The following is a 24,343-nucleotide window of genomic DNA, read 5'->3' on the forward strand; positions in this document are numbered from 1 at the left end:
TAAGTTGACACAGTGACATGCCATCTTTTCTCAAAAGGCTGTTATTACGTTTCACAAGTTTAAACAACTTGTGAAACGAGAAACCTGACCCTCCGTCCCCCTCTTTGTAACTCTTGCTACCGGTAAGTGAAAAGGCAATGTTATTCTTGTGAGGCTATCTTCTTGTCATTTAGTGCCACAAAATAACCAGCAAAAGCACCGATTATCAAAGTGAATAGGTTATCAGAGTCAAAGTTTCTAGTAACAAGTGCAACTAGTAGCCATGCTGATCCAATTCCTAAAATTAGGAATAATAATGATTTAGGTTTCATTTTAAATTTCCCTCATCCCTTTTCTTTTACGTTCCTGCTCCGTTCGTTTAAGAAAATCTCTTCACAAACTCCACAATAATTTTAACCTAAAATTCCAATCATCTGCGTGGTTTATTAAAATCAACATAGCATGAGCATTTCAATTAACTTATCAATTAGTACTTCGATAATCACTGTCAGTAGGTTATTTCGGTTGCGATTTCGTATGATAATTTAAGTGTTAATATCACACAAACATTGATATAGAAAGTAAAATCAAATTTTGTAAGTGACGGTCACTGGCAATATGAAAAGAACCTGTGACTGGACAGCTGTCCAAGTTGCAGGTCCTTTCCTTAATTAATCAAAATGAATATTGTTTACCGACGAATGAATAATCTCCGTAGGTTACGGTATTTTCTGGTCGGTTGAGATCAACCGGCAGCTTGTTAATTCTATCGAAAAGGATGAAATCTAATGAATCAGCTTGACCAACAGTAATACTAAATTCAAAGTGATCTTCCGTTCCTGTATAGAAATCTAAGTTGAACCAATTATCCGGGTTTGGATGGTTCGTATTCGGTGTAAAGGCTTTTCCATTAATCTTGGTTTCATAAATCGTTGCCTCTGATGTTAGCTGCAGTACGAGCGAGTTGGCATCCCGATTGGTTTTTACGTCAAAGGTAAGGGTCTGATAGGGACATTGTAGATTGATAGATTTCACACTTCATTAGAAGAGTATGAAAGAGTAAAAAAAGTTTGAAAAAAGTAAATATTTTAATAATATGCATATACAAGAATATTCCTTGTGGAGTATATTGTAAATATGAAGACAATAAGTGTTTTAGCCGAACCTAACCGGCTGCTCATTGTTGAACTCTTACGTGATGGTCCTCTCTCAGTGGGTGAAATTACTGAACGACTAGGGTTCAATCAACCTCAAGCTTCAAAACACCTCAAAGTTCTAAGCAAGGCTGGGATCGTAGAGTTGAAGGCAGTTAATAATCGCAGAATTTACAAACTTCGACCAGAGCCTTTTCAAGCACTTAACACCTGGATTGAGTCGTATCTCAACATCTGGGATGAGAGGTATGACAGACTCGAAAACCATCTCCAAAAACTGCAAGGAAAGGAAGGGGAGTCTGACAAAAAGGAATCCAAATAGTTCCTAAAATTATTTGGATTGAGTTATAAACGTAATTGAGGAGAGTCAGCTAAGTTAATCAACAATAGAAAATACAATGAGCCATTTTTTCATCTAGAGGAATCCGCAGAATCACCTGGAAAATTATATTATGGAGGTATTTATGACAAAAATGATTTCAAAAGTAGAGGGTAACGTACTTGTTCTTGAGCGTGAGTTTGATGCACCTAAGGACCTTGTGTTTAGTGCATTCTCCCAGTCAGAACATCTTGAACAATGGTGGGGACCTCGTGGCTGGAACCTTACTGTGTGTAACATTGACTTTAGAGTAGATGGAATCTGGCATTACTGCATGAAGTGTGTTGATGAAAAACAAGGAGATTTTTTCGGATTCGAATCTTGGGGAAAAGGCGTTTATAAAGAAATCATTCAAGATGAAAAGATAGCTTTAATTGACTATTTTTCCGATTCTGCTGGAAATGAAGCAAATGGAATGCCTTCAACTTTCGTCACCTTATCTTTCGAAGAAAATGACGGAAAGACAAAGCTTATCAATCGTGCAGAATACACTTCTCAAGAAGCGCTACAAACTGTCTTGGATATGGGTATGGAACAAGGAACTAATGAAACATGGGATCGCTTAGAGGAACATCTTGCCTCTATTAAATAATAAATGAAAAGCAATCCATCAATGTGGGTTGCTTTTTCTGATCTCTTTTTAACTATTGGGTAATTTAAATTGGATTTGGCTAAAAAACTATTGGATAAAAGCAACATTTAAAGTAACGGTAAGCTTTAGCTTAACAAGCCCTCTCAATTATATCCTTACGCTCAAGAAACCTGTCCGTTTAGCAAGAGAACATAATTTATTTACTAATAAATCCTTTCCCCAAAAATGCTTTTATATTTAAATCAACAAATACGACAAGTTATACAGAATCAGTCTCGGCCCCGGTATTATTACTGATTAATCTCCTTGCTATCTATTACTCTTTCTCTTTGCTATCCACTAATGGTGGTTTAACTATTTCATGAAGTATGATTCCTTTTTCTTTAAAATAGCTAATAAATTCATGTTGGTTAGCAAACTGTGGTAATCCGTATATTTCCTGCTTGTTCATATCTGATGTAAACACCATTATTTCACCATTTTTAAGTGGCAGCTTATATGTATTAGCCATATATCACACCCCCTTTGAACACAAATAAATTATATATATATAAAAGATTATTTAGCGGTATGTTTTTATTATAGCCATCTGTTAGTTCAATAACTCTAACTCATTCAGTTTTTATATTGTTCTCTTTCAAACCTTTCTTCCAGCTCCCCTGTTATTCCGTTGAACAATAAGTAAATCATGGATTTCTTTGTTTCATTCCACCCAATTACCATTACAAGTGGAATATTTTTATCGGGGTCTTTCTTGATACCAAAATTGTATCCTTTAGCAAAAATGTCCCCTGGGTATATCTTGGTGATTTTCTTTCCGTTTTTGAGTAATTCAGGTGTATCATACTTGAATTCCTCAATATTAAAGATAAAGTAGTTTTTAGGCATACTGTCTAATTCATTAGGGAAATGCTTTGTTTTCCACACCTCTCCATCACGCATAGATATAAAATACAAATCTTTTTTACCTGGTGTACCAAATTGGAAATTCCAATGTTTTCTTCTACCATCCATTCCTGTTTGCTTTGCATCTCTATCAACACTAATTCCGAAATATAACCTTGCTTCTTTATTCCACTTTAAAGCCTCTTTTTGTGCGATTTCAATTGCTTCTAATAATGTTAAACTCAATTCTGTATTAAAAGTTTCTCTTGTTTCATTTTGAATTATTTCTTTTCCATTGGCTTCAAAAGTTAAAGTAATTATTGATAAAGATATAACTGAGATTACAGTAAAAAGTTTCATTTTATTCTCCTTTGATTGTTTATCAAAGGTTATTTTTCCCTACTATTTATTGGATATGTTGTTTGTTCCATCTTCAACTCTTCTGCCACGTTAGCATTTGCGAGTAAATAGAATCTAACTGAGGGAGTTTAAGTAAGATCTTTTACAAACTCCACTTCCATTTTAACATAAAATTCCATAAACCATTTACCCATTTAGTGATATATATGGGAAATTAACAGGCCGTATCATATGCGATTTAGCAAGTTAATTAGTATGCTATTTCGTATGTTTCTCCACCTAAACTTGAACCAAAATGCGATCGATTTTGGCAAATCCTCAGAACAAATTACAGCAATCTACCGGACCAATTACGGACCAATCTCGGAACGATCACCGGAACATACTTAAACTAAAACAAAAACTAAAAGAAAAGGGGGGAAGAGCGCACCCTGGATCTCTGAATGCTACTACTAAGAAACAAACCCCTTGGATGAACTTTGGATGAAGGGTGGAGCATGACACCAGATGAGGTAATGACTGTGTTAGAAACGATTGCGGAGTTCAATTATAAATTTATAATTCTACCAGAAAAGAGGCAACGTTGGTTATTTGCTAGACATATTCAGATCATTCGACTACATCGTTCACCAAGCAGTGCATTGGAATCAATAAAGGCTATTAATGACCAACTTTTAACAATCATCATCAATCTTTAGATATTAATCCCCCACGCAACCCATCAAAAAAACATGTAAATCTCTTTACCCGTCATAGACACCCACCATCCTCCCTAAGACGATTATAGAGTTGAACAAAATGGAGGAGGAAAAAATATGGAACGTTGTACGATTACGGCTAAGGAAGTAGCAAAGTATTTAGGCGTGCATGCGGATACGATTTATGATTTGGTCCGCGCGGGCAATTTCCCGCACATCCGGTTCGGCCGGAAGATTTTGTTCTCGAAGCAGGCGGTTGATCAGTGGATTTACGCCCAGGTGCAGCACACGGCATCTAGCGTGGAAGCAGGTGATGATAGTGCCTTATCATAGAGAAGCAGGAGCATTCTTCAATTGGTTGCTCACACACGAAATGTCGAGGATTGGATACTTATTGTGTCACGTGTTGTTCGCCGAAAAAATCATCACGCGAATAATACCTCACGCTAGAAGCTGCAATTTAAGGCACCGATGGAGCATGAGGGGAAGCGGTTGATGTCGAAAATAATCGATAAGGGGAGCACGCTTACGGTTCTTGCGGAGCAGGAAATCCCTGGATTGGATACAGCGACTGTAACTGGTGTAATTGATGGGGACACCATTCAGGTGAATGTAAATGGCAGCGAGGTCGATGTGCGACTATTATTAATTGACTCCCCAGAAATTGCCCATTACGACAATCCGACAGAACCGCACGGCAGTGATGCCATCGCTTTCGCCAGCAGAGTGTTAGCCGGAAAAACGGTGCAGTTGGAGTATGACGGTCCAAAGTATGATACCTACGGCAGGCTGCTCGCTTATGTCTGGGTCAGTGGCAAGATGTTTAACCAGATGTTGTTGGAAGAAGGATTGGCGCATGTGGCTTATGTGATAGATCCGCCTTATAAGTATTATGATAAGTACTTGTTGGCACAGACGCGAGGGAAGAATGCTGTGAAGGGGATTTGGGGGTAAGGTGCCGCGGAAGCCCCTGACTGCTGGTATATTTAGATGGTTTGTTTTGAAAATGATAAAGCACTTGCAGATGTTGATATAGTGATGAAAGCAGGGTTTCATAAAGAGGGTATTGCAATAGAAAATGTTATAATTAATGGGAAAATCATCAAATTCTTGCGATTGTAAATAATGAAAAGTATAAGATCTTCAACTATCGGGCGCATTTGTTGAATAAGTAAGATGGAAGAATAACAGTTCTATTTACTGCACAGTACTTTAATAAAGGAGTTGTATAAAATGGATGAAAAACAACGCTCTTCAAAAGCAGAAAATATTCTAGCCCAGATCGATAGTAAAACTAAGCTAGGCGACTTACGAAAAATCGCGAAATACATTAAAAAAGATCACGAACTAGCTATGGAACTTTGGTCAACCGAAGCGTTTTTGCCTAGACTATTAGCCATCTTAATTATGGACAAGAAACTTCTTTCACAAGATGTGCTAAATAAGCTTGATAAGGATATGCAGACGCACACTTTTGATCAGCGAAACAACTTAATGGATTGGTTAATGGCTAATCAGCTCACCAAAGACAAGAAAAAAATTGCATTGATGGAGTCATGGGAAAACAGTCCTTCTGCTCTTCAAAGGCGAGCTTTCTGGTATTATCAAGGACGATTGAGATGGACTGGACAAATACCGCCTGATAACACCACAGACTTGCTATCTGCATTAGAAGCTAATATTACGCAGGAAGAACCGGAAGTTCAATGGGCTATGAATTTCACCGCAGGATGGATAGGCGTTTATGACGAAAAGAATCGTGCACGTTGTATTAAACTTGGTGAGAGAACGGGTCTTTACAAAGATGAAAAAGTAGCAAAAGGATGTACTCCCAGCTATTTGCCGGAGTTCATTTCGATTGAAGTTAACAAACGACGCAATAAATAGTTACCTCTGAAAAGTTTTTATGCAAAAAAATAAAGAAATTCAAACCTCAATTTGAAAATTGTAATAGGCTTAAACTGAAAAATAAAGAAAACAACCCGTTATGGCAACTAACACTAGGGGTCTGTGATATTACCCCCATAAAGTAGACACAATTTCTTTTTGGGTGTTAAAGTGTCCGTAAGGGGAGGACAAATATTTATGGGCAGAAGGAAATACTCTAAAGGTTTTTTCTAATTTGTAAATTACCCAGTTTCCAACGTAAACAATCTTAAAATAATGAAAAATTGTCTTCATAATGAATCTCTTCCCAACTTCCATGACCAAGTTTATCGATATAAACTTGGTCCCCATAACCTATTGATGTCTGTGTATTCTTTTCTAATGTAAATTCGAACTTATCAACGTTAAAACATTGTTTTTAATATCCATGCTAACATTCGGCTGTTGTACACTATCTGCATCTGTTACATCATTGTTAACTGATTTTGAGAAAATAACTTCACCTGTATTAGAAAGACCATGTATTTCATACGTTCCTTCTATGTTCTCATCCAAGAAAGTGAACCAGATTTGTTTTTCTTCTCCTGAAATTGTTTCCGCTAAATATTCTTCATTTGTTTCTTCATTAATAACTTTAATTTGTGTTATTTCAGCATTGTTTATTTCTCCATACATCATGGGAAAAGGTGATTGACTATTAGATTTAGCAAGATATTGGCTTGAAATGTCTTCTTTAACACTTGAAGTATATCCGCCTCTGTCATTTGTTGCTTGCCATCCGAGTATAGATTTTTTTATGAAAATCGCACTTAAATCGGAAGATGCTGCGTCTTGATCTGATTTTATATCCGGGTCATAGATGACAACCACGCCATTTTCTACGTCTTTTTGATAGATTATTTGATCATAGCCAAATTCATTTAAAATTTGTTTAATGCTTTCATTTTTATCCATGTTACCGGTCGTGTTTAGAAGGATATTACTTAATAGAGGAATAACCAAAACCATTACTAACAAGGCAGCTGTTGATAAAGCGAGATAGTATTTCCACTTTGAATTCTTTCTCTGAATTTGATTATTCTTATCCATTTCATTATTTATGTGATATAAAACTTCTGTTTGATCTTTTTCAGCAATGTTAACTTTCTTATTCATCGAGCGAAAAACATCATCATATTCACTTTTCTCATCAAACTGTTTCATGGCTATACCCCTCCTTTTCTAGTGCTTGTAAAACATCCTTTGAGGCATCATAGTCACCAATCAGAAAAAAGGCATATTTATAAATATCATTGCTATATGCATGGTACCAATCATTTACTTTTTGTTTGATCATGTCTGAATCCAAACCTGCATCCCCTTTCCGATTACTTCTTTTTCTCATTATAACAACGGATCAACCATAAAAAAGTTACACCTTTGATTGCGAAAATATAATTTTAGGAGTTGGAGGACATAGGTCAAAAGGGAAATTACTAGGGAGAAATTCTTTTTAGTGAAACACACAAAAAAAGCTAGGCATTAACCTAGCTCTAAGAATAGTCCGGTGACTTCTGCGTTTTGCCACTTTCTATTAAATAACGATGTAGTGGTATTTAGGTGATTGCTAGTAAAAATCCGGGAATCAATGCGCCTAAGAAAGTTACGTCTGCATTAAAAAAGAACATAGAAACGAAGTAAACGATTAGAGTAGCTGCTCCAAAGTCCATAAATGTGCTACTACAGAATGTATTCTTTTTTAACAATAATACTTCCATCATGTGTCAACACGTAAATAAGTGAAGCTACACCTTCATTAGTGGAAGAATTGTTGAAATGTGAAACCTATTTGCATTAAGACTATTCTGAGTAAAAATATGGAAAAGGATGATACACATGTAAAAGTATCATACTCTTTTTATACATATTAATTGATTTGCTTGGAAACTTAGAAAGAGGATGCATGAGGAGGAGAGAATAGTGAATGGTGAAGGTTTAGCTTTTGAGGATATGACCGTAATCGTTATTGCGATTATGGTTGGAACGATTGCAAGATTAATCAATTTAAAAGAAGATTATCGCCAGTATCCCAGTTATCCAAACGGCTATTTAATACATGCCATTACTGGATTTGTGGCGGCATCGCTTGGTGCAGTGGCTATACCAGCTTTACTAAGTAAGAATTTTGTAGCAGTAACTTTTTTAACTTTAGCTTTACAACAATTTAGAGATGTTCGAAAAATGGAAAAAGAAAGTCTTAGCGACTTAGAGAACACAGAATATACTTATCGTGGTAATGCTTATATTGATGGAATAGCAAAAACGTTTGAAGCTAGAAATTATATTGCTTTTATAACGGCACTAGCTACTTCCTTGACGATTACCATCTTACCATTTACTGAGATTATAAATAGTTTCTCAGGGATTATTATGGGTTTTATTGTCTTATATATGTTAAATCGTTTTTCTAAAGGAAAAACAATAGGAGATATAGCGTTGGTAAAGGAAGGCAAGGTAGAAGTGAAAGACTCCAATTTATTTGTTGATGGAATCTATGTGAGTAATATTCTTGGTACAGATAACGCCGAAAAGCTATTTCAACAAGAAGGAATTGCAGTTGTCATCCATCCGAAAGAAGAACATTTTCGAATTAATTTAGATAATTTCGGACAAAGACAAGCGGCATTGTTTGAAGCTACTAGGACTCTAGGGAACAAACGATACCATTTCACACGAAAAGATTATGAACAAGGGCGTATTGTTATTGCTCTCGTTCCCATAAAAGACGACATTGATGCGTTAATAGAAGTTGTTAATAAATGTCCACTGTTAGAGAGCGCTAAAAAATCTCACAGTGTAATGAAAACGAAAATGAAAGGAGATTAGTAACATGGGTAGAGAGTCGTCTATGAAGCCTGATTATCAAATATTAGCATACGTAACGATGGATAAAGAACGTGTACTATCAAGTTCCTGTTTATCTCTTCTAGCTAATAGTGAGGAGGATTTAAAGGAAATGACTGTTGATATTGCCAAGGGATTAAAAGCTGATGTCGTTCGATTAACAAATGGTGATCAAATGGTAATTAGAGTTTAACTCCGTGTTAATCTTCTAAAGACTTGAGCAAAAAGTTCAAGTCTTTAAAAAGTCAAATCAAATGAGTTGACATATGAATATGTAGTAGTTCAAAATTTTCTATAGATTAAAGGAAATGTATTATGTAGGACGTCAAGTTCTTTTTGAGGATTTGTATGGAAAGAAAGCTTTCTTTAGAAAGAAGTGGTTCACGAAGAAGGATTTTTTGGTATTCAAATTATTAGTCTCTATTTCTTTACTAGTTAGGTTGGTGTAGATGCTTCATATAAAAAGATGAACTTAGTATAACCTGAGTTCATCTATCTCGTGGATTAATTTGTTTAGGTTTGAGTTACTTGGTGAGTTCTTAGCAGCATGTAACTCTTTATGAACAATTGTATTTTTGTTATTTTAGCTCTCTCTAATTTTAGATACATTTCGATTCATAACCTTTCTACCAATATACTGATAAAACCATTTTTTAATTGGGGACAGTTCTTGACTATGCTTATTCAAGAATTTATCCGGTGAATCAAAAATACCAAAATCGTGATTAATTCCTTCTTTTTGTATATAGGTATCATTTTTATTCCAGTAAATTTGTGGTTCTTTAAAATCATTGGTAGCTACACCATAACCACAAAAGCCTTCATCACATTCCGAAAACTTTTCTTGAAGTTTATTTAAATAAGGGACATCAAGGATGAACCCTTCGATATTTAACCACATTCCTTCAAAAAATATTTCCACCCAACTATGCACAATGTTTTTAGGGGATAACCTATAAATCAGGCCTGTCATTGCTCCCTTTTGTAGTTCCTTGTCAATCGTAAATCCGTGAATTCGACAAGGGATTTCTACTGCTCTTAACAAAGCCATAAACAATGTCCCTTTTGTATTGCACTGCCCATATCCGTCATTTAGCACTCTACTTGCAGGTATTTTATCGTCAACATTATAACCAAATTTTATTTCATCCCTAACAAAATTATATATATCTAGTATCTTATGAAACTCATCTTTATCTTTCCATTTTCTATTCTTCACTAATTGCTGTATCAAAGTACATTCATAATCCAACATATCTGTAGCCAGCAAATATTCTTTCATACATATGACCTCCTTGTATCTTGATAGTCATATTGTACAAACGTATTTATAAACTTACTTTCAAAAATCTGCTATCCTTTATAATATCTCTTGCTGACATACCTGTCATTTTTTTATTGGTAAAAGCAAAATGAGCAGATGAGTCAAATCCTGACGCTATGGCTGCATCCGTAATACTTTCACCATTAAAAATCTTCTGGTACACCTTTTGAAGATTGTGAAGAACAATGTAACTTTTCAGCGGAATTCCAGTCTCTTCTTTGAAGAGATGAGAGATCCTGCTCTCAGACAAATACATTGCTTTTGCAAGATATTTCACACGAAGAGGTGTCTTTTCAGAATCACAGGAATCTATCATTTTTATTATAGTCTTGATTTTAGGATCAAATGCAGTAAGTGTATCATTATCGAAATAACTTACAACACTTTTAATTAAATCTGCATAGTTGCTACTTTTCTTAATAAGAACAGTATTTAATAATAACAATTGTAATTCGACGGCTCTATCTTCGCTAAGAATATAATAAGGGTTATTTTTTAGAAAGTATGTACGCATAGATCTTCCTAATTGACTTGTTGGGTGTACTAACATTGTGAAATGAATCAAGTCTTCCGTATAAAACTCATGGATTATATTTGCATTAACAGCAATTGCTTTGCAACTAATTTCTTCTCCATCCACATTGATTACTAGTTTCCCATTAGCACTAACAAACAACTGTAACAACCAATGACTATGTAGGTCTGATTTTATGCTATTTGTTATAGCACCAAAATTTTGTCCAATCATAAATATATCATTCAACTGCCTCACAACCTTTTCTTTTGTACTTTGTTTCGTGCCTTGACTCTTATGGGGCAAGGCAAGGCTAGACTAGAGAGAGCAGAATCAGGCTTTAGACACGTTTTTATTTTCAGTTTCGAAAAATTCATATGTTATTGCTATTTTTTGTCCGTGTTTATTACATGCTATACAATCTTAATCCATAAATTCAAATGAGTTCACTAATTTGGATAAACTATTTGCTTGGTCTGATAGTTGGTTTATTTCAGTGATAGTGCTGGCTTTCACTCCACCAAGACCAACAGTTAATTCATAAAGACCTCCATCAATTTTTATTACTTTCACAAAGCCAGTAGGATTTTCACTAAGTTTTTTTATCAAGACAGGTTTCTTATCTTTTTTCTTTTCTTCTTCATATAGTTTTTCGCTGTTTGGTGTTATGAATGAGTCATAAAATACTGCAATAATGTTATCACCTTGCTCTAAGACAATATTGTTTTCAAGGTCATTTGCTACTGTCATCTCTGAAGGAAGAAAATAGGAGTATATCTCTGTCACTTGATTGGGCTTAGGTTTCACATTATTAAAATTTTCCTGAGTAACACTTTCAACTTCTAACATAGTTTCTTCGGCAGTAGGGGATGAACATCCAATAACTAGCATTGGAATCATTAAAAATATTATCTGTTTTACATGTTTAAGCATTTTTTGCACTCCTTATTTTGTTACTAACGATTTGAAAAGCGAAGGATGAGATTTTTATCGTTCTTGTTACTGGTTGCATTATTAATAGTATGTTGTTATTTTATATAAGTGGAATATGAGCATATACTCATGTTTATATATTAAATTGCATGATAACTTTTTGCAATAGTATATCTACATAGAACGATTCATTACATTACATTTCGTAAATAGGAGATGTATAAGAGAGTTAATAGACTCTAAGATAGGAGAAAAAAATGAGATTCCGATTTGCTAGATTTACTACCGTTTTAACTATATTGGCTCTTGTTCTAGGAAATTTAGTAGTTGCAACAAAAGCAGGAGATGCATGTGGTACCGATTGGCCTAAATGCAATGGGAACTTTATTCCGAGTTTCACAGATTATAAAGTGCTTATAGAATATTCTCATAGGTTATTCACGGGTTGTTTAGGATTTGTTATTTTAATTAACGCAATAGTGGCTTGGAGAAAAAGTGAAACAGGCCTTCTTACAGTTAAGATATTGTCAATAACTTCAGTAATGCTGTTACTTCTTCAAGGATCTATCGGTGGGATGAATGTATTATTGGGAACTCCTCCTGGTTTTACAACGTTTGACGTTACTGTAAGCTTAGTTTTATTAATTAGTATTATTTTGTTAGAGGTAGCACTTGATAGAAAAAGTGAATTTGATGGGCAAGAGAAGTGGAAGGTGACAAATCAATATGGAGTGATTTTTAAACCAGCACTGGTTGTATTTTCACTTTATTTTATTGAAGTGTTAATAGGTGCTTTCTTTAAGCATAGTGGAGCAAGTAAAATAGCAAGTAATATAGTAGTTCATGAATCATTAATTGAATCTTTTACTTTTTCACAATTTATATACTCTATTCACGGTATATATAATACTATTATCTTAATAACTGCAGGGCTTATCCTGTTTTTATCTACCAGGAATGGATTATTAGTTAAAGAGTCTGTTGTTTTTTTCCTGTTAGTAATTACTAATGGATTAACCGGATATATAACACAATTGGCATATATCAGCGACCTTTCTTCGTCTGTACATATGATCATTGTTATACTAACGGTTGCTCAAGGGGCGTATCTTGTTGGCAGATCATATTTTGGAACATTTTTAGCAACTAGTTAATGTTAGTGTTGTTGCCAACATTTTACGGAATATTTACAGTTGTGTAACATCAACCGCAAAATTTGTTGTTATATGTTAGTATATAACAGTCCTAGTAAATGAAATTGAAACATGGTATAGAGGTGTTAGAAATGAATATAGATTTTATAAGTAAATTACTTTTGGGATTTTCTTTGTTTATCATGATTTCTGTTTTTTCTAATTTAACTGTGCATGCTAAATCAGATTCTACAAAGCTATCAACTATATATCATGTTTCAATTAATAGCGAATACATTGGAACTGTTAGTGATAAAGGTATAGTAGAAAAGGCAATTAATAAATTAGTAAAAGAACAACAACAACAATATAAAGACGATATTTTAGTTCCTGCGCAGGATATTAATTTTATACAGGAAATGACTTTCAGACCTGTTACAAATGATAAGTATATTGAGGACTGGATTAAAAGTAATATTCAAATAGGAACAGAAGCAACTAAGCTTGCCTTTGGTAAATATGCGTTATACGTAAAAAATGATGATTATGCTGAGAAGGTTTTAGAAACAATTAAAAACAAGTATGTCAAAAATAAGCATGAAAATTCTGAGCTAATCGAGGTTTCTTTTTCAGAGAAACCGATCCTAAGTCAAGCAACGATACAACCGGATAAAGTGTTAGAAATCAAAGAAGCAATAAAATATATCACAAAAGGAACTGTGAAGGACAGGATTCATATTGTTGAAAAAGATGATGTTTTAAGTAGAATTGCTGTTAAATATGCACTAACAACAGAACAACTTCTAAAACTCAATCCAAATCTCAGTGAAGACACAGTTCTGCAAATCGGACAAGAAATAAATGTCACAGATTATAAGTCGTTGTTGGACGTGAATGTGAAACAAAAATTGACCAGCAATGAAGACATTCCTTATGAAACAGAAATAATAAAAAGTGATGCAATGTTTAAAGGCGAATCTACTATTAAGCAAAATGGAACTAAAGGGGAAAAAACTGTAACCTATTTAATAATACAAAAGAATGGTACCAATAGTAGTAAGGAAGTAATCAAAGAAGAAATTAGGAAGCAACCTGTTAAGGAAATTGTAATTGAAGGAACAAAGGTAGTGCCGTCAAGAGGTACTGGTGATTTCAGTTGGCCAACTGTAGGTGGGATTGTCACCAGCCCAATGGGACCTCGTTGGGGAACAATTCACAAAGGTACGGATATTGCGGGAGTCAGTGATCGATCGATATTGGCTGCCGATAATGGCACTGTTACTTTTACTGGTTGGGATGGCGGTTATGGTAATAAAATCGTAATTGATCATAACAATGGATATAAGACAATATATGCTCACCTACAATCCATCAATGTTAAACCAGGTCAAACAGTTGCAAAAGGAACAAAAATGGGTGTGATGGGAACAACTGGTAACTCTACAGGTGTACATCTGCATATTGAGCTTTATAAAAATGGACGTCTAAAAGATTTGCAGGATTATGCAAACTAACAAACAAATGTATTAATAGAATTTTATAAGAAAGTGATACTTAAAAGAGGGAATCAAATGTCTATCAAGCTTTTTAAATATTTTTGTGTACCAATCTATATTGCGTTATTTATTTTTGCCACCTATTTAACTAGCATTATTTCGGCAACTTCATTCGATGACATGTTAATTATGACTCTAACCGTTTTGTTTTACTGGTTTATCTCATTAGTCATGATCAAATTAATAAAAAACTTAGGTAATATAAAGGTTCTCCTAATAAATACAACCATTAGCATGGTTGTTATTGCAATTGTAACAAGTATCCAGCAATTGTTGTTTATTAATATCCCATTTAGTTCTAGTTTTCTATTTTTGGGGATTAGCCTTATATTATTATTGTTATTACATCTCGTGGCAAACAGGATTGTAATACAGAATTAAGAATTATTAGCAAGTCAAAGACAAAAGACCACTGTAAATTATCAGTGGTCTTTTAAAACCTCTCTTTCCCTAAATTCTGGGGATCCTATCATACACAAATCCTCGTCTAACAAATTATAAATCTCAATTAAAATGAATTTTTGAATTGTAACATATATTCAGATAAACAAATACAGTAGTTTTGGGTAAAAGTTTCCCAAGTGAAAAATAATTGTATGAAGTTATGTTTTAGGGACTCATGTTGCTATTAAGGAAAGAGTAAAGTAATGATGAAGGTATATCATTTTGAAAACTAACAAACTAAATAAAAAATACGCATTAACATGAAACAGTTATAAAACATGAAGCAGGTATTAGCCGTAGTATTTTTAAATGTACGTATTTTCGAATCTTATATAAAGTTATAAATTAAAACTGGAGGTAATCTTTATCATAAATTAATTAATTAATTAGGAGGGAAAACAACATGATAGATATGTTTAACACTTTAAATCCCGTTACACAAGCATTAGTTGGAACCTTGTTTACATGGGGGATGACTGCACTTGGAGCTGCACTGGTGTTTACACGAAAACAATGAATCAAAAGCTCTTAGATGGAATGCTTGGCTTTGCTGGTGGCGTTATGATTGCAGCAAGCTTTTGGTCTTTACTGTCACCAGCTATTGACAAGGCAGAGAGTGATGCACAGCCGGCTTGGTTTCCAGCAGCAATAGGCTTTATGCTAGGAGGAATATTTCTTTGGGGTATAGATAAGCTTATCCCACATTTACATCCAAACGCAGAACCGAACACTGCTGAAGGTATTCATCCGGATAGAAGGAGGAGAAGTACGCTACTAGTTCTTGCCATTACTTTGCATAATATTCCAGAGGGACTTGCGATTGGTGTAGCATTTGGAGCGGTTGCCGCTGGTTTTCCAGAAGCATCATTAGCTGCCGCAGTAACATTAGCTATTGGAATTGGTATTCAAAACTTTCCGGAAGGTACAGCAGTTTCCATGCCTTTGCGCAGAGAAGGAATGTCACGTAGAAAGAGCTTTATGTATGGGCAGTTTTCAGGTATGGTTGAGCCAATTGCCGCAGTAATAGGTGTCCTTGCAGTAACTTTAATGGAGCCACTTTTACCGTTTGCATTAAGCTTTGCTGCAGGAGCGATGATTTTTGTCGTAGCGGAGGAGGTTATTCCGGGTTCTCAGGAAAATGGCAATAAAGATCTTGCATCTATGTGTTTGATGGTAGGATTTACTGTAATGATGATTCTGGATGTTGCATTAGGGTGAAGAAATAGACAGTTCATTGTTACATGATTTAAAAAAAGGAAGACGTAAGGATCGTAACGGTTTCCGTTACCTATCGCAAACATTCAAAATGTGAGCTGAAATGACCACCAAATTGTAGGCTGATTTGGTGGTCATTTTTTGTTGGTTTAAAAGGATTTCTTATGGAAACTGCATTAAAATTGTATGGTAAATTGCAGGCTTAATTGTAAGGGTACAACGGCTATTGTGCCCCTACATTTTCAGTCGCATATTAGTAAGCAATTTGCTGTACATTTTGTCGGTGAAATTTAACAACTAACTAAATTCCTTTTTTTTTTTATTTTATATTCAAATTTACATTTGAATGAACAAAGAATATGTTGTAGGATAAAACTATATTCAAACGAATATTTGAATAAGGAGGGGTGACAATAATGCGAAAAGATACTTGTGAAATTTATTGTTATGATGAAGAAAAGGTCAATCGAGTTCAACAAAAAATGGAAAAAGAAGATATATCGGGAGTTGTGAAGATGTTTAAAGTTCTTGCAGATGAAAACCGTGCGAAAATTGTTTTGTCCTTATCTCAAGAAGGAGAACTTTGTGTTTGTGATGTAGCGAATATTATTGATTCATCGGTTGCTACGACTTCTCATCATTTAAGAATGCTAAGTAATATGGGGTTAGCCAAGTATCGAAAAGAAGGGAAATTAGTCTTTTATTCTTTAGATGACGAGCATGTAAAGCAATTATTACTTCTTGCTTCAACACATCAAAAGGAGTTGATTTCGAATGGCAAATGATAAAGACATGGAGAAGCAAGACGAAAAAGTTTATCGGGTTCAAGGTTTTACTTGTACAAGTTGCGCTTCACAATTTGAACAAAATGTTAAAAAAATATCTGGTGTTCTAGATGCAAAAGTAAATTTTGGTGCATCAAAAGTCTCTGTAAGCGGAGAAGCAACCATTGAGGAGTTAGAGAAAGCAGGTTCTTTTGAGAATTTAAAACTTAGACCAGAGAACGAACAGGTTCAAGAGGAAAAAACACCATTTTGGAAAGAAAAAGAAAACATTCGTGTCATGATTTCAACCGTGCTTATTATCGTTGCTTGGTTATTAGGTAAACAATTTGGTGAAGAAAGTACACAATCGATTTTGTTATATGGTGCCTCCATGTTACTTGCTGGATACACACTGTTTATTAAAGGGTTGAAAAATCTTTTCCAATTCCAGTTTGATATGAATGTTCTAATGACTGTTGCAGTTATTGGGGCGGCAGCTATTGGTGAATGGGGAGAAGGTGCAGTTGTTGTCATCTTGTTTGCAGTGAGTGAGGCACTAGAATCTTACTCAATGGATAAAGCGCGACAGTCAATTCGTTCTTTAATGGACATTGCACCAAAAGAAGCGCTTATTCGAAGAGGAAATGAAGAAATGATGGTTGCAGTTGAAGATATTCAAGTTGATGATATCATGATTGTAAAGCCAGGGCAAAAGCTTGCAATGGACGGGGTTGTTGTTAAAGGAGAATCAACGATAAACCAAGCAACCATTACAGGTGAATCTGTTCCTATTACGAAATCAATTGATGATGAAGTGTTTGCTGGAACATTAAATGATGAAGGACTTCTAGAAGTCAAAGTAACAAAGCGTGTTGAAGATACGACGATTGCAAAGATTATTCACCTTGTTGAAGAAGCACAAGCAGAAAGAGCACCTTCTCAAGCTTTTGTAGATAAATTTGCAAAAATTTATACACCAGCTATTATTTTATTTGCTTTAGGATTAGCAGTTGTCCCACCTTTATTGCTGGGGGCAGATTGGAGCGAATGGATTTATAGAGGGTTAGCTGTTCTTGTTGTTGGATGTCCGTGTGCCTTAGTTGTATCAACTCCTGTTTCCATCGTTACGGCGATTGGAAATGCCGCAAAAAATGGTGTTTTAATTAAAGGTGGTATTCATTTAGAAGAAGCAGGGGCTTTAACTGCATTTGCTTTTGATAAGACAGGTACATTAACTAAAGGTGTTCCAGAGGTTACAGATATAGTTCAAGTAGCTCAAAAAGACGAAAAAGAAATGTTAGGAATTGCCGCAGCTTTAGAAAAAGGGTCAGGTCATCCACTTGCTTCAGCGATTATGCGAAAAGCTGATAATGATAAGGTTGATTTTGATGCTTTAACTATTGAAAATTTTTCTTCAATTACAGGGAAAGGCGTAAAGGCAAGTGTTAATGGCACGTTTTATTATATTGGTAGTCCTCGCTTATTTGAAGAAGTTCTTGATTCAGGCGTTTCAAGTGAATTGAAAAATCAAATTAAAGACCTTCAAAAGCAAGGAAAAACCGTGATGGTATTAGGTGCCGAGAATGAAATTTTAACGCTTATTGCCGTAGCTGATGAGGTTCGAGAAACAAGTAAAGAAGCAATTCAAAAGCTTTATAACATGGGTATTAAGAAAACCGTGATGTTAACGGGTGACAACGAAGCAACGGCTCAAGCGATTGGTAAAAAGCTTGGTGTCAATGAAATAAAAGCAGAGCTTATGCCACAAGAAAAACTTGAATATATAAAAAAATTACGAAGTGAAGAAGAAAATGTTGCCATGATTGGTGATGGTGTAAACGATGCACCAGCTCTAGCAGCTTCAACCGTTGGTATTGCAATGGGGGGTGCTGGAACAGATACCGCACTTGAAACGGCTGATATTGTTTTAATGGCAGATGATTTAGAAAAGCTCCCATTTACGATTAAATTAAGTAAAAAAGCACTTCAAATCATTAAACAAAACATTTCATTTGCTCTAGGCATTAAATTATTAGCGTTAATATTAGTTATTCCAGGATGGTTAACACTATGGATGGCAATTTTCGCTGATATGGGAGCCACATTACTTGTTACATTAAATGGACTTCGATTATTAAGAGTTAAAGGATAGGGAATTGGTTTTTCAAGTTTCTTTTTAATAACAATTGAAATTCACTACTCTTAAAGGGAGCTTAGTTGAAGAAGCAATTGAAAATAAATAGAAGAAAAAATACGGTGAAATTCGCTATGCAATTTTAGGTACATTTGATGGCGTAATTTCAAGTTTTGCGATAGGTAACGGAACCCGTTATAATGATCGTCTTTCTTTTTTGAAAAATATAAGCAATACGCTATTTTATAGTCAAGTTAGTCAATTTCATAATACTGATTTTTAGCTATCTTCATCCATATAGTCGGATTAAACCGTCTCCTAACTATATATGGATGAAGATAGCTGTATAAGGTAATTATGAAATTTACTCAAGTACTTATCGCATTAATACAATCACAACTAATGATGTAAAGCGTGTTTAATCGTATGCTCTAGTTAAGTTTATTACATGTTCATCATCGTGTGCATAACAAAGGGTTGTTCCTTGTGGGTTCTCCTAATGCTTTAAATAATTGAAAGATTACAAATATTGTTTCTTCATCTAATACTCCATATTTATTTTCATTTTTGACATGATCAGCCATCTAATTACCTCTTATACTCATGGCAGTGGTATTAAAATGTCAATTAGTTAATATAAAATGTTGTAGCTAATGAACCTGAATAAACTCCATAAACAACAAAACAGTAATTATGCCAAGACTTAGGAACTGTGCGAAATGAGAAAATTTTAATTTGGAATACGGCTTAGCTATTAATTCAAAAACACTAACGTAACTTAAAGAACCAATGGAAATACCCATAAATATAGCTCTAAGACGATTATCTTGAAAAAAACTCTGCTCACCTAAAAGTAGGGCTAAAAAGAAACACGAAACGATAAGAAATGAGAATGTAATAAAAGAAAATATCGAGTAGAGAGCACTACTTGCACTCACTAGCGATAGAAATAAAGCAAGTCCTTCAGGTATTTGATGGATTATGAAGGATGCAGTGAGATCATTGGATAATTGATTATTGATCCAATTGGAACTGATTGCTATGCCAGCCGGGAAGTTGTGTATAGCAATCGCAATTACTAAAAAGAAGGCACCGAATGAAATAGCGTTATTTTTTTTCGATTCTATGTGAAAGGATTCGGTAAGTAGGTGTATTTCGTGCATGAATACGATCCCTAATAGAATGCTGATTAGTAACCCAAACTGATCATAAGTCCCGGTTGATTCAGGAATTACCTCAAATATGATAAGTCCTAAAACAAGGGATCCTGAATATACATAAAGTTTGTTCACTTGCTTGACAAATTTATTTATAATCCATCCTAAAACCCCTCCTAGTATTAATCCTACCAATGCAAAAATACTTAATTCTACCATCGTTTGTATATTCACTTTTTTATCATTCCTTATTTACCTGGATTTTAAAATATTCACTTATACAAGCCTATACATAGTTGTTTGATAATATGAAATGTAATTAGCGGAAGTTTACTGTTTATTTTTAAAATAATTTTTTTCTGCAAGGAAAAAATAACAATTAGATGGCGGATAAAAGGATTTCTTCAAGACAACGTGTTTAAAATTAAAATGTTGTTTATATTTAAAAAATTAGAAAATACTTTTAGTGAATCACATATATGATAATATATTCATATATAGATGTTAGGAGGATTTTTTTAGAATGGGACATGATCATTCACACGGTGCTAACAAAAAAGCGTTAATGATTAGTTTTATTATTACAACAGGATACATGATCGTAGAAGCACTCGGGGGCTTTATAACAAATAGTCTGGCCTTATTGTCAGATGCTGGACACATGTTAAGTGATTCAGTTTCTTTAGGGGTAGGATTAGTCGCATTTATCTTAGGAGAAAAAACAGCAAACTATAGTAAGACATACGGTTACAAAAGGTTTGAAATACTTGCGGCTCTTTTTAATGGAGTGACACTTGTTTTAATCGCTTTATATATTTTTTACGAAGCATATCAACGTTTTGTTGATCCGCCAAAGGTGGCGTCCACAGGTATGTTGATCATAGGCATTATTGGTCTATTGGTTAATATTTTTGTCGCTTGGATATTAATGCGTGGTGATACAGAAGAAAACTTAAATCTAAGAGCGGCCTTTCTTCATGTGATTGGTGACATGCTTGGCTCTGTAGGTGCAATTATTGCTGCATTATTAATCATGTTCTTTGGTTTGGGTTGGGCAGATCCGCTTGCAAGTGTGCTTGTGGCCATTCTTGTTTTGATTAGTGGATGGCGTGTAACAAAAGATGCTGTTCATGTATTAATGGAAGGTACTCCAAAAAATGTTGACATTGATGAATTGATTAATACATTGCAAAAAGTAGATGGAATTTCAAATATTCACGACCTACATGTATGGAGCATAACTAGCGGACAGAATGCACTTTCCTGTCATGTGGTAGTTAGGGAAAATATTACTATTCGAGAAACTCAAAAATTATTGAGAACAATTGAACATCAATTAGAACATCAAGGTATTGATCATGTAACTGTTCAAGTGGAGAACGAGGAACATCCTCACGATGATTCCATAATGTGTCAAATAGAAGAACAGGGGTCCCACAGTCATCATCATTAAAAAGTATTATTGCGATGGGAGAGTAAAGAGTAGTGAATTTTCAAAACTAAAATGGAGGGGGAGATACTTGTGGAAGCAGCAAAGAAAGTGAAACAAGAATATGTTCTCGACGGTCTTGACTGTGCAAATTGTGCAGTAAAGATTGAGAATGGTGTTTCAAAGGTGAAAGGTATTGAGAACTGTTCGGTTAATTTCGCAACTAAGACTATTTCATTTGAATTAGATGAACAGAAACAAGATGAGGTATCTAATGAAGCGAGGAAAGTGATCGGGAAATTAGAACCAGCGATCGATGTGAAAAATAAAAATCAAGGTAATTATTCAACATCGAATAAAGTGTTTGTTTTAGAAGGTTTGGATTGTGCTAGCTGTGCGGCCAAAATAGAAAAAGAAGTTGGTAAGATGGATGGCGTGTCAACCTCAACTGTTGATTTTGTATCTAAGAAGTTAACCGTTGATTTTAGTAATCCTTCCGAGACAGATTCTATTTCAGAAAAAATAAAACAAACGATTACACGGTTAGAACCGCATATTAAACCGATAGAATTTCAGAAAAATCAAAGTCATGACAATAATAATGCCCATGATCATGATCATGGCGACGGAGGAATAAAGCCACTCTTAACGAGATTAGTAGCTGGTGCTGTCATTACAGCAATCCCATTATTTGGACAATTCATACCAACAATTGAAATAGCACTTTTTCTAGTTGGCTATTTACTGATTGGTGGAGATATTGTATGGCGGGCTGTCAAAAACATCACGCGTGGGCAAGTGTTTGATGAACATTTCTTAATGAGCCTTGCTACTATAGGTGCTTTCTTGATTGGTGAGTATCCAGAGGGTATTGCGGTTATGCTTTTTTATCAGGTTGGCGAACTGTTCCAAAGTTTAGCGGTTAACCGATCTCGAAAGTCTATTAGTGATTTGATGGATATTCGGCCAGATTATGCAAATCTGAAAGTGAATGGGGAAGAAAAGAAAGTTAGTCCGGAAGAAGTGAATATTGGAGATATTATTATCGTTAAAGCTGGTGAAAAGGTTCCATTAGATGGAAAAGTACTAGAAGGAAGCTCAACTGTTGATACTTCTGCATTAACCGGGGAATCAGTTCCTGGAAGTGTAAAAGCTGGTAATGAAGTGCTATCAGGATTTATTAATAAAAATGGTTTGTTAACAGTAGAAGTAACAAAAGTCTTTGCGGAGTCTACAGTTAGTAAAATTCTTGATCTTGTGCAAAATGCAAGTGGTAGAAAAGCTCCAACAGAGAATTTTATAACGAAATTTGCACGATATTATACGCCGGTAGTAGTAATCATTGCTGCATTCGTTGCCTTTATTCCGCCATTAATACTAACAGGAGCAACATTTTCAGAATGGATTTATAGAGCATTAATTTTCTTAGTTATTTCTTGTCCGTGTGCCCTCGTTGTGTCTATACCATTAGGATTCTTCGGAGGAATTGGTGGTGCAGCAAAACAAGGGATATTAGTCAAAGGTGCAAATTATCTAGAAGGCCTTAATAGTGTGAAGTATGCTGTTTTTGATAAAACAGGTACGTTAACAAAAGGGGTATTTAAAGTTACCGATATACACTCTGAAGGTAATTTCACGAAGGAAAAGTTATTGGAGTATGCGGCTTTCGCTGAGGTCCATTCCAATCACCCAATTGCAACTTCAATATTAAATGCATATGACAAAGAAGTAAATCGTGAGGTTATTTCTAATTATAATGAAGTTTCAGGTCACGGCATAGAAGTGGATGTAGATGGTAGTCATATCCTTGCAGGTAACAAGAAACTAATGGATAAAGAAAACATTGAGTACGTTGAACCAACAAAAATTGGGACAGTTGTCCATGTAGCAGTGAACAAAAAATATGCTGGTTATATCATTATTTCAGACGAAATAAAAGAAGATGCATTAGAAGCAATGAAAGCATTAAAAGCTTTAGGTGTAAAAAAGACAATTATGCTTACAGGTGATTCAAAGGCAGTTGCCACTGAAGTTAGTAACGCGCTTCAACTTGATGAATTTTATGCAGAACTATTGCCGCATGAGAAAGTAGCAAAAATGGAAGCGTTAGATAGTGAAAAGCTTGAAGGTGAGAAATCTATATTCGTTGGTGATGGCATTAATGACACGCCAGTTCTTGCAAGAGCTGATATTGGTGTAGCCATGGGTGGCTTAGGATCAGATGCAGCTATTGAAGCCGCTGATGTGGTGATCATGACCGATGAACCATCTAAATTAGCGGTGGGAATCAAAAAAGCAAAATATACGAAAAAAATTGTTTGGCAAAATATTATTTTAGCCTTAGGAGTTAAAGCGATCGTTCTTTTATTAGGTGCATTTGGTTTAGCGACAATGTGGGAGGCAATCATATCAGATGTCGGGGTTACTTTATTAGCAGTTCTAAATTCGATGAGAGTTCTAAGAAATAATTAGTAAGACAGAGGAAAAGTGGTGTTAGTAATTTAAAACAAGTTGTATATGCCTCCAATTGTAAATCGTTGGAGGCAATATTTTTGTCTAAGATCTATACCTGATTTTGACACTTTTATGACACTTTTTTTATTAAATAAATGTATACTGCTTTTCATGGTATGATTAGCATTTAATACTTTTTACACTATAAAGGTGATGAACACAGTGAAAACAATCATTTCACTATTTTGCTTATTGTATGGTCTCAGGTTGTGGACTAAAAATAGATGGAAATATGTCTGAGCAAGTCCAACCTTTTTAAAAAGCAGAAATCTGAGTTTAGAAGATTTAAAAGGAAATTAATGGATATCCAATACTTGTCCACCAATGACAGGAAACATGTCTAGTCTTTAATGTAAAATGAAACAAAACAGTATAGAAGGTGTACAATTAGTTCGTTTAGAATCGATCC

The 24,343-nt window shown here is 34.8% G+C and carries 27 protein-coding genes and 1 pseudogene; 16 read left to right on the top strand and 12 right to left on the bottom strand.

The features are described from left to right. Window positions 1–140: 140 nt before the first annotated feature. Together ACI6MV_RS03240 and ACI6MV_RS03245 are read right to left on the bottom strand one after the other, a co-directional pair. Entirely contained in the window at window positions 141–311 is a 171-nt protein-coding gene (locus ACI6MV_RS03240; protein ID WP_407268486.1) for a hypothetical protein, read from the bottom strand. Window positions 312–654: 343 nt separating this feature from the next. After that, window positions 655–1,014 carry a hypothetical protein gene (locus ACI6MV_RS03245; protein ID WP_407268487.1) on the bottom strand — a complete coding sequence of 120 codons (360 nt, stop codon included), beginning with the start codon at window positions 1,012–1,014 and terminating at the stop codon, window positions 655–657. A gap of 102 nt (window positions 1,015–1,116) precedes the next feature. On the opposite strand from ACI6MV_RS03245, the gene ACI6MV_RS03250 reads away from it, so the two are divergent. Continuing rightward, complete coding sequence (locus ACI6MV_RS03250) at window positions 1,117–1,455, top strand: ArsR/SmtB family transcription factor (protein WP_407268488.1); 339 nt, start codon at window positions 1,117–1,119, stop codon at window positions 1,453–1,455. Window positions 1,456–1,597: 142 nt separating this feature from the next. Then, window positions 1,598–2,104 (top strand): SRPBCC domain-containing protein, encoded by a 507-nt coding sequence (locus ACI6MV_RS03255; protein ID WP_407268489.1) that lies wholly within the window; start codon window positions 1,598–1,600, stop codon window positions 2,102–2,104. 316 nt (window positions 2,105–2,420) lie between these two features. Here ACI6MV_RS03255 and ACI6MV_RS03260 read toward each other — a convergent pair whose 3' ends face one another. Further along, window positions 2,421–2,615 carry a hypothetical protein gene (locus ACI6MV_RS03260; RefSeq protein WP_407268490.1) on the bottom strand — a complete coding sequence of 65 codons (195 nt, stop codon included), beginning with the start codon at window positions 2,613–2,615 and terminating at the stop codon, window positions 2,421–2,423. Between the two features lie 104 nt (window positions 2,616–2,719). Next, complete coding sequence (locus ACI6MV_RS03265) at window positions 2,720–3,349, bottom strand: hypothetical protein (protein ID WP_407268491.1); 630 nt, start codon at window positions 3,347–3,349, stop codon at window positions 2,720–2,722. A gap of 497 nt (window positions 3,350–3,846) precedes the next feature. Here ACI6MV_RS03265 and ACI6MV_RS03270 point away from each other — a divergent pair, with 497 nt between their 5' ends. The 4 genes from ACI6MV_RS03270 to ACI6MV_RS03285 all read left to right on the top strand — a co-directional run bounded on the left by ACI6MV_RS03270 (window position 3,847) and on the right by ACI6MV_RS03285 (window position 5,934). Then, the gene (locus tag ACI6MV_RS03270; protein WP_407268492.1) at window positions 3,847–4,047 is read left to right on the top strand and encodes a hypothetical protein; all 201 of its coding nucleotides are present in this window, start codon (window positions 3,847–3,849) and stop codon (window positions 4,045–4,047) included. 117 nt (window positions 4,048–4,164) lie between these two features. Continuing rightward, a complete protein-coding gene (locus tag ACI6MV_RS03275; protein ID WP_407268493.1) occupies window positions 4,165–4,380 on the top strand; it encodes a helix-turn-helix domain-containing protein in 216 nt (71 codons plus the stop codon). A 162-nt stretch (window positions 4,381–4,542) separates the two neighbouring features. Continuing rightward, on the top strand, window positions 4,543–5,001 hold the full coding sequence (locus tag ACI6MV_RS03280) for a thermonuclease family protein (protein WP_407268494.1): 459 nt from the start codon (window positions 4,543–4,545) through the stop codon (window positions 4,999–5,001). Window positions 5,002–5,280: 279 nt separating this feature from the next. Further along, entirely contained in the window at window positions 5,281–5,934 is a 654-nt protein-coding gene (locus ACI6MV_RS03285) for a DNA alkylation repair protein (protein WP_407268495.1), read from the top strand. A 378-nt stretch (window positions 5,935–6,312) separates the two neighbouring features. On the opposite strand, the gene ACI6MV_RS03290 is transcribed toward ACI6MV_RS03285, so the two are convergent. From ACI6MV_RS03290 to ACI6MV_RS03300, 3 genes are all read right to left on the bottom strand, one after another. Beyond that, the gene (locus ACI6MV_RS03290; protein WP_407268496.1) at window positions 6,313–7,137 is read right to left on the bottom strand and encodes a hypothetical protein; all 825 of its coding nucleotides are present in this window, start codon (window positions 7,135–7,137) and stop codon (window positions 6,313–6,315) included. Further along, the gene (locus ACI6MV_RS03295) at window positions 7,124–7,318 is read right to left on the bottom strand and encodes a hypothetical protein (protein WP_407268498.1); all 195 of its coding nucleotides are present in this window, start codon (window positions 7,316–7,318) and stop codon (window positions 7,124–7,126) included. Before ACI6MV_RS03295 ends, ACI6MV_RS03290 begins: the two co-directional genes overlap by 14 nt. Window positions 7,319–7,529: 211 nt before the next feature. Continuing rightward, the gene (locus ACI6MV_RS03300; RefSeq protein ID WP_407268499.1) at window positions 7,530–7,691 is read right to left on the bottom strand and encodes a hypothetical protein; all 162 of its coding nucleotides are present in this window, start codon (window positions 7,689–7,691) and stop codon (window positions 7,530–7,532) included. Between the two features lie 202 nt (window positions 7,692–7,893). Here ACI6MV_RS03300 and ACI6MV_RS03305 point away from each other — a divergent pair, with 202 nt between their 5' ends. Continuing rightward, window positions 7,894–8,799 (top strand): YIEGIA family protein, encoded by a 906-nt coding sequence (locus ACI6MV_RS03305; protein WP_407268500.1) that lies wholly within the window; start codon window positions 7,894–7,896, stop codon window positions 8,797–8,799. 4 nt (window positions 8,800–8,803) lie between these two features. Next, on the top strand, window positions 8,804–9,010 hold the full coding sequence (locus ACI6MV_RS03310; RefSeq protein ID WP_407268501.1) for a capping complex subunit for YIEGIA: 207 nt from the start codon (window positions 8,804–8,806) through the stop codon (window positions 9,008–9,010). A 390-nt stretch (window positions 9,011–9,400) separates the two neighbouring features. Here ACI6MV_RS03310 and ACI6MV_RS03315 read toward each other — a convergent pair whose 3' ends face one another. The 3 genes from ACI6MV_RS03315 to ACI6MV_RS03325 all read right to left on the bottom strand — a co-directional run bounded on the left by ACI6MV_RS03315 (window position 9,401) and on the right by ACI6MV_RS03325 (window position 11,588). Next, the gene (locus ACI6MV_RS03315) at window positions 9,401–10,099 is read right to left on the bottom strand and encodes a transglutaminase-like domain-containing protein (protein ID WP_407268502.1); all 699 of its coding nucleotides are present in this window, start codon (window positions 10,097–10,099) and stop codon (window positions 9,401–9,403) included. A 46-nt stretch (window positions 10,100–10,145) separates the two neighbouring features. Beyond that, a complete protein-coding gene (locus tag ACI6MV_RS03320; RefSeq protein WP_407268503.1) occupies window positions 10,146–10,904 on the bottom strand; it encodes a helix-turn-helix domain-containing protein in 759 nt (252 codons plus the stop codon). A 174-nt stretch (window positions 10,905–11,078) separates the two neighbouring features. Next, window positions 11,079–11,588 carry a hypothetical protein gene (locus tag ACI6MV_RS03325; protein WP_407268505.1) on the bottom strand — a complete coding sequence of 170 codons (510 nt, stop codon included), beginning with the start codon at window positions 11,586–11,588 and terminating at the stop codon, window positions 11,079–11,081. A 257-nt stretch (window positions 11,589–11,845) separates the two neighbouring features. Between ACI6MV_RS03325 and ACI6MV_RS03330 the strand changes: the two genes are divergently transcribed. The 6 genes and pseudogenes from ACI6MV_RS03330 (at window position 11,846) to ACI6MV_RS03355 (ending at window position 18,852) form a co-directional block, all read left to right on the top strand. Further along, a complete protein-coding gene (locus ACI6MV_RS03330) occupies window positions 11,846–12,742 on the top strand; it encodes a COX15/CtaA family protein (protein ID WP_407268506.1) in 897 nt (298 codons plus the stop codon). Window positions 12,743–12,873: 131 nt separating this feature from the next. Next, window positions 12,874–14,235 (top strand): peptidoglycan DD-metalloendopeptidase family protein, encoded by a 1,362-nt coding sequence (locus ACI6MV_RS03335; protein WP_407268507.1) that lies wholly within the window; start codon window positions 12,874–12,876, stop codon window positions 14,233–14,235. Window positions 14,236–14,292: 57 nt separating this feature from the next. After that, a complete protein-coding gene (locus ACI6MV_RS03340; protein ID WP_407268509.1) occupies window positions 14,293–14,658 on the top strand; it encodes a hypothetical protein in 366 nt (121 codons plus the stop codon). Window positions 14,659–15,124: 466 nt separating this feature from the next. Then, a pseudogene (locus ACI6MV_RS03345) lies at window positions 15,125–15,939 on the top strand (ZIP family metal transporter). Between the two features lie 410 nt (window positions 15,940–16,349). Beyond that, the gene (locus ACI6MV_RS03350) at window positions 16,350–16,721 is read left to right on the top strand and encodes an ArsR/SmtB family transcription factor (protein ID WP_407268639.1); all 372 of its coding nucleotides are present in this window, start codon (window positions 16,350–16,352) and stop codon (window positions 16,719–16,721) included. Further along, window positions 16,711–18,852, top strand: coding sequence for a heavy metal translocating P-type ATPase (locus tag ACI6MV_RS03355; RefSeq protein WP_407268510.1), 2,142 nt, complete (start codon window positions 16,711–16,713; stop codon window positions 18,850–18,852). Before ACI6MV_RS03350 ends, ACI6MV_RS03355 begins: the two co-directional genes overlap by 11 nt. A 437-nt stretch (window positions 18,853–19,289) precedes the next feature. On the opposite strand, the gene ACI6MV_RS03360 is transcribed toward ACI6MV_RS03355, so the two are convergent. After that, window positions 19,290–19,418, bottom strand: coding sequence for a hypothetical protein (locus ACI6MV_RS03360; RefSeq protein WP_407268511.1), 129 nt, complete (start codon window positions 19,416–19,418; stop codon window positions 19,290–19,292). 66 nt (window positions 19,419–19,484) lie between these two features. Beyond that, window positions 19,485–20,225 carry a ZIP family metal transporter gene (locus ACI6MV_RS03365; protein WP_407268512.1) on the bottom strand — a complete coding sequence of 247 codons (741 nt, stop codon included), beginning with the start codon at window positions 20,223–20,225 and terminating at the stop codon, window positions 19,485–19,487. A gap of 289 nt (window positions 20,226–20,514) precedes the next feature. Here ACI6MV_RS03365 and ACI6MV_RS03370 point away from each other — a divergent pair, with 289 nt between their 5' ends. Next, window positions 20,515–21,444: a cation diffusion facilitator family transporter gene (locus ACI6MV_RS03370; protein ID WP_407268513.1), complete on the top strand. Its 930-nt coding sequence runs from the start codon at window positions 20,515–20,517 to the stop codon at window positions 21,442–21,444. Between the two features lie 69 nt (window positions 21,445–21,513). Further along, on the top strand, window positions 21,514–23,892 hold the full coding sequence (locus ACI6MV_RS03375) for a heavy metal translocating P-type ATPase (RefSeq protein WP_407268514.1): 2,379 nt from the start codon (window positions 21,514–21,516) through the stop codon (window positions 23,890–23,892). Window positions 23,893–24,343: the final 451 nt, after the last annotated feature.

Origin of the sequence: Radiobacillus sp. PE A8.2, from assembly GCF_045635475.1 — a bacterium.
Classification (GTDB): Bacteria; Bacillota; Bacilli; order Bacillales; family Amphibacillaceae; genus JBJGXI01.